Consider the following 3,255-nt stretch of genomic DNA (forward strand, 5'->3'; position numbering starts at 1 on the left):
AGGTTCAAGACAAAGATAAGGGTGCGGGCAAAAGACAGGATAGGGATTCTTTCGGAGATAACTAAGAACATAGCCCAGCATGGATCGAACATCTGGGAGTCTTCAACGAGAACTACAGGGGATGGAACAGCTTTTATGGACTTTACCATTGACGTTACTGGTAAGAAGCACCTAAGGGAGGTGATCAGATCAATAAACTCCGTTGAAGGTGTTGATAGCTGTACGAGACTCTATTCCTGAAACCCGGTTGCGAACTTAAAAGATGAGTGTATAATTTTATAAGCGGGACATAAGTGCCCGCCGGCTCCTTGGCAACTGAATAGGCGGTTTTGCTTTAAATTAAAGGCTTCAAAGCATAATCATTTCTTTATGTCAAGATGAGGGTATTTGTGGAGATATGTTAGATCAAGGCTTCCGCATACCACTTTTAAATGGGTATTTAAAGCCACTAAGAATTTTCCGAAATTAGCTCAATTTGAGCTATCTCCCTACAGCAGGAAACCCTTGACTTTCAGGCGTTTTGGTGATAATGTGTTCTAAGGTTCCTAATGTTCCGTGTGGAGTTGAAAGCAGCTCAATATGTATTCGGTTGTCTTTACAACGAAGGTGTTCCTAATGTTCCGTGTGGAGTTGAAAGCGAGGGTTTTGTGCCACTCACGGAGATGGTGCTGAGCGTTCCTAATGTTCCGTGTGGAGTTGAAAGTGTTTATACCCATGATGGAAAGGAACTCCCGGTACCTTTGTTCCTAATGTTCCGTGTGGAGTTGAAAGATTATTTGTTTTAGAAAGTGCTAAGTTTTTAGCTCAAAGTTCCTAATGTTCCGTGTGGAGTTGAAAGTAGAGAAAAACTCCTCGCTTACACCTTCCGTTTCTTCTATGTTCCTAATGTTCCGTGTGGAGTTGAAAGGGCATACAGCGGGACGGGGTGTAGGACTGCCCGCAATCAGTTCCTAATGTTCCGTGTGGAGTTGAAAGTTGACCTTTTTATGTCCATTGGTGTATGGTTTGGACTTAGTTCCTAATGTTCCGTGTGGAGTTGAAAGGCCTGTATTGACGAAGAAGACCTCAATAAGATGCTCAGGTTCCTAATGTTCCGTGTGGAGTTGAAAGAAGAACTTTGAATACATGTAAGATGCAACTATAGGAGTTCCTAATGTTCCGTGTGGAGTTGAAAGTCCGAAACCCAGACTACACTTGTCAACGAAGTCTGGGTTCCTAATGTTCCGTGTGGAGTTGAAAGTTGTAGTATACTTTTTTTCCGCTTATACAAAGCATCTTGTTCCTAATGTTCCGTGTGGAGTTGAAAGAGATAAAGGAATTTGTGCGTCAGCAAGCGAAAGAACTGTTCCTAATGTTCCGTGTGGAGTTGAAAGAAAAGAAGCAGGAATAAAAGAAAAGCAGGTAAAATAGTTCCTAATGTTCCGTGTGGAGTTGAAGGTCCTTAAATAGAAGACATCTGAAGTTTGTATGGCTTCAGTGGTTGGTGCTCAAGCTTCTGCAAAAGAACCACGTGGATGTATTTACTCCGAATACGGATACATGTTAGGGAATGAGTTCGTGACCAAATAGCTGTGCTTTGTCCAACAAAGTAGCAACCGCTAACCGGCAGGTAGTTGTATACCAAGCTCAAAATTTAATTGAGAACAATTCTCACAGTATGAAGAGATTTGATGGTCTATCAATAACTTACGCCTTATTATTAGACACAGCATAGGTCTATTCTTGATGGTATTGATTTTGTCAGGCTCCTACGCTCTTTTATCTTTCCTGACATCTTCATTGCTCTGCTTGAGTTTGTTGAATTTATGAAGTCTTTAATAAGGCGATGTTTGAGGTTCTTTCCTTTTCCTGATGACAAGCTTGTTCTGTTCCTGCTACAAAACTTGATAGGAGGTGACTCATGTTGTGCAAAAGTTTGGTTAAATAGGTTCCCGAGCACTTGTTAGAGAAGGAACTCGTAGCTAAACAATTATGAGGATAAATACTTTTTGAGAGTTAATCGCAACAAATCGTGCAAACCTTAAGTTATTGATATTCTTAGCATTCTGTAAGCTTGATATAAAAACACTCACTTCATGCAAAACTTCAGACAGTTAAGCCCTGCGTCCCAGAGGGACACAAGGTCTGGTAAAAAGCTTCTCAGGGTGGGTAGGAGTATTTTAAGGGCTACAATCAGAGCATCTACAGGTTTAAGCTGGCTTTCTTAAAACACCCGTGGATAGCCCTACCTTAATCTCACTCATGTTAAAGTCACAGTCAAGGTATAGATTTTTTACATGGACAGAAAGAACAGCATAAGGGTCCTTGGTTTGAGCTTTGGGCTTGTGCTATCCTTTGCCTTCGTTGAGCTTATCGGGGGCTTCCTGACCAACAGCCTGGCGCTTTTATCCGATGCGGGGCATATGCTCACCGACAGTGTTTCCCTCCTGATAGCTCTCGTAGCTCAGCTCCTTGTTCAGAAGGCACGGGGAAAGAGAATGACTTACGGCTTGTACAGGCTTGAGGTGCTGGCAGCTCTCGTGAACGGAATCTTTTTGATAGGTCTCATAGCCTATATAGCCTACGAAGCATTCAACAGGTTTTTAAAGCCGGAACCTGTCCTCGGTCCTCAGATGCTCCTGATAGCGACCGTTGGACTCGGAATAAACTTGATAGCAGGATATCTACTCTACAAGAGCTCAGAGGAGAACCTAAACGTCAAAGCTGCCTTTCTCCACGTTGTCACAGATACCCTCGGTTCGGTGGCTGCTATCCTCGCAGGGATTGCGGTTACCTTCTGGAAGTTCTACCTTGCAGACCCGATCCTCAGCATAGGTATATCCCTTCTCATACTTCCCGGAGCCTACACCGTCATAAAGGATTCTCTGAACGTGCTCCTTGAGCTCGTTCCATCTGCGATAGACCCCGAAGAGATAGAGGAGGAGATAAGGAAAGTTGAAGGTGTCATAGATGTCCATGACCTCCACGTTTGGTCTCTAACGGCTGGGAGCGTTATCTTAACCGCCCACGTTGTTGTAAGCGACATCCAAACTTGTAATGAGATTCTCAAAGAGGTTGAGGATATAGCCGGCAGGCATGGGATAAACCACACCACGATACAGCTTGAAAAAGAAGGCTACTGTTGTTCGCCTTTCTGTCCCCTTCTCCAGGAAAGTGGTATAAAGCACCACCACCATCACTGATATAATATTCAGCGGTGGTTGAGATAAGAGGGATAACTCTTCCGGTAATAGCCATACGCATAAAAGATAAGAC

General features: G+C 43.4%; 2 protein-coding genes and 1 CRISPR repeat array. Both genes read left to right on the forward strand.

Annotation, left to right across the window (positions count from 1 at the left end):
• Nucleotides 1–240 (forward strand): ACT domain-containing protein (locus tag ACWB1W_RS01630; RefSeq protein WP_479369652.1); only part of this gene is annotated, 240 nt, incomplete at its 5' end.
• 301 nt (nucleotides 241–541) lie between these two features.
• A CRISPR array of direct repeats spans nucleotides 542–1,438; the repeat unit is 29 nt; unit sequence GTTCCTAATGTTCCGTGTGGAGTTGAAAG.
• 838 nt (nucleotides 1,439–2,276) lie between these two features.
• Entirely contained in the window at nucleotides 2,277–3,182 is a 906-nt protein-coding gene (locus tag ACWB1W_RS01635; protein WP_479369653.1) for a cation diffusion facilitator family transporter, read from the forward strand.
• The last annotated feature ends 73 nt before the right edge of the window (nucleotides 3,183–3,255 follow it).

It is taken from the genome of Aquifex sp. (assembly GCF_056494385.1).